A 2870-nucleotide genomic window follows, 5' to 3' on the forward strand; every position below is an offset into this window, starting at 1 on the left:
CACAGGGGCTGGGCCCGCTGCAGTCCGGTGATGGTCTCCGGGGCGGCGAGCACGTAGCCGATGCGCAGGCCGGCCAGGCCCCAGGTCTTGGTCAGGCTGCGCAGCACGACCAGGCCGGGGACGTCGGTACGGTCCGCCAGGGCCTCCCGCTCGCCCGGCACCGCGTCCATGAACGCCTCGTCCACCACCAGCGTCCGGCCGGGGCGGGCCAGACCGGCGACCGTCCGCGCCGGGTGCAGCACCGACGTCGGGTTGGTGGGGTTGCCGATCACCACCAGGTCGGCGTCCTCCGGGACGGCCGACGGGTCCAGCCGGAACCCGTCCCGCTCCCGCAGCAGCACCCGGTCCACGGTGTGCCCGGCGTCCCGCAGTGCCGCCTCCGGCTCCGTGAACTGCGGGTGCACCACCACCGGCCGGCGCACCTTCAGCGCGCGGGCCAGCAGCACGAACGCCTCCGCGGCCCCCGCCGTCAGCAGCACCCGCTCCACCGGCAGCCCGTGCCGCGCGGCCACCGCCGCCCGCGCGGCCCGCCCGTCCGGGTAGGCCGCGAGGGACGACAGCGAACCGGCGATCTCCTCCCGCAGCCAGGAGGGGGGCGTGTCCGCCCGGACGTTGACGGCGAGGTCCACCAGCCCGGCCCCGCCGTCCCGTACCTCGGCGTCCCCGTGGTGCCGCAGATCGTGTTCCGGGCCGCCGCTCGGCTCAGTGCGCATGGCTGTGCGAGTGGCCCCCGTGGTGGTGGTGACCGTGCCCGTGGTGGTGGCCGTCGTCGTCCGGGTGGAAGTGCGGCTGCTGCGGCAGCCCCACCTTGTCCTCGAACCCCGGCAGTGCGATCCGGTACACGCACGAGTCGCAGTTCATCCGCAGGTCGCCCTTGACGGCCTCCTCGTACCGCTCCATCACCAGGTCCAGCAGCTCCGGCTCGGGCCCGATGACATCGGCCGACCGCACGTCCAGCCCCGGGTGCTCCGCCGCCCAGTCCTCGGTCTGCCGCCGCACCCGGTCCGGCAGGATGCCGGTGAACAGGAAGTACGGCAGGACCACGATCCGCTTCGCGCCCAGCGCCGCGCACCGGTCGAGGCCGCTCGGCACGTCCGGCGCCGCCAGCGACACGAACGCCGTCTCCACCCCGGCGTACCCGCGGCCCTCCCACAGCAGCCGCGCCGCCTTGAACACCTCGGCGTTGGCGTCGGGGTCGGTGGAACCGCGCCCGACCAGCAGCACGGTCACCTCCGCCCGGTCCGTGCCGTCCAGCACCTCCTCCAGCCGCCGCTCCAGCACGCCCAGCAGCGCCGGGTGCGGGCCCAGCGGGCGGCCGTAGGTGTACGAGATGCCCGGGTGCCGCTCCTTCTCGCGGGCCAGCGCGGCCGGGATGTCACCCTTGGCGTGCCCGGCGGACACCAGCATCAGCGGCACCGCGGCGAACCGGCGCACCCCCTGCCCGACCAGTTCGGCGACTGCCTCGCCGAGCGGCGGCGGGGACAGTTCGATGAAGCCGCCGGCGACGGGCAGACCGGGGTGGCGGCGCCCCAGTTCCCGGACGAAGTCGCGGAACGCCTCGGCACCGGCGTCGTCACGGGTGCCGTGTCCGGCGATGAGCAGGGCGGGCGGGGTGGTCACGAGATCTCCTCGGAGTGTGAAACGGGGTGGTACAGCAGGGCGTTGAGCGCGGCGGACGCGACCGCCGACCCGCCCTTCTCGGACACGTTGCTCACCGCGGGCAGTCCGCTCTCCCGCAGCGCGGCCTTGGACTCGACCGCCCCGACGAAACCGACGGGCAGTCCGATGACGAGGGCCGGGCCGGCGTCCAGGGTCAGCAGCTCCTCCAGCGCGGTCGGCGCGTTGCCGATCACCCAGAGGGCACCGGGACCGACCTGCTCGTAGGCGAGCCGGATCGCGTGCGCCGACCGGGTCAGCCCCGGCCCGGCCACGGCGTCCCTCAGCCGGCAGACGGTCTCCCGCCGGGTGATACCGGCGGCCACCATCTCCACGTCCACGACCACCGGCGCCCCGGCGTGCAGCGCGGCGTGCGCCCGCACCAGGTCCTCCTCGGCCATGACGAGATCGGTCGCGTACTCGAGGTCGGCGGCGGAGTGGATGACCCGCTCCACCACCGCCCGGGTCAGCGGCGGGAAGTGCGAGGTGTCCAGGCGGGCGCGCAGCCGCCGGTAGGACTCCCGCTCGATCGGATGGACGACACGGTTCACTTCGGCTCCTCCCGCGATGCCTGCCAGCGGTAACCGCGCGGGGTCACCATGCGCCCCGCGATGATCCGGGTGGCCGTGTTGCCGACGGTGACGACCGTCATCATGTCGACGCTCGCCGGATCCAGTTCGGCCAGCGTGGTGACCCGGCTCGACTCGTCCGGCCGGGACGCGTTGCGCACGACACCGACCGGCGTGGCCGGCTCCCGGTGCCCGGCGAGGATCGCCAGCGCCTTGGGCAGCTGCCAGTCCCGGCCCCGCGAACGCGGGTTGTAGAAGGTGACCACCAGATCCGCCTCCGCCGCCGCACGCACCCGCCGCTCGATGACCTCCCACGGTGTGTGCAGGTCGGACAGGCTGATCGACACATGGTCGTGGCCCAGCGGCGCGCCCAGGATCGCCCCGGCGGCCAGCGCCGCCGTCACCCCCGGCACCCCGACCACGTCGATGTCGTCCGACGCCTCCGCGAGCGCCGGGGACGCCATGGCGTACACGCCCGCGTCCCCGCTGCCGATCAGCGCCACCGCGTGCCCCGCGCGGGCCTGGGCGACCGCCGTCCGCGCCCGCTCCTCCTCCGCGCCGAGCCCGGACTCGAGCACCCGGGTCCCCGGCCGCAGCAGATCCCGGATCTGGTCCACGTACTGGTCCAGACCCACCACCACCGAG

At 74.9% G+C, this 2870-nt stretch carries 4 protein-coding genes; all 4 read right to left on the minus strand.

Annotated elements, in window-relative coordinates:
* Positions 1-713: Rv2231c family pyridoxal phosphate-dependent protein CobC (gene cobC, locus H5J33_RS29620; protein WP_181797873.1), on the minus strand; the 713-nt coding region annotated here is incomplete at its 3' end.
* Positions 703-1620, minus strand: a complete 918-nt coding sequence (locus H5J33_RS29625; protein ID WP_181797874.1) for a sirohydrochlorin chelatase — start codon at positions 1618-1620, stop codon at positions 703-705. The genes cobC and H5J33_RS29625, both read right to left, overlap by 11 nt.
* Positions 1617-2207, minus strand: coding sequence for a precorrin-8X methylmutase (locus tag H5J33_RS29630; RefSeq protein ID WP_181797875.1), 591 nt, complete (start codon positions 2205-2207; stop codon positions 1617-1619). The genes H5J33_RS29625 and H5J33_RS29630 overlap by 4 nt, the downstream gene beginning before the upstream one ends.
* Positions 2204-2870 (minus strand): precorrin-3B C(17)-methyltransferase (cobJ, locus tag H5J33_RS29635; RefSeq protein ID WP_181797876.1); only part of this gene is annotated, 667 nt, incomplete at its 5' end. The genes cobJ and H5J33_RS29630, both read right to left, overlap by 4 nt.

This window comes from Streptomyces sp. WELS2 (assembly GCF_013870595.1).
Lineage (GTDB): Bacteria > Actinomycetota > Actinomycetes > Streptomycetales > Streptomycetaceae > Streptomyces.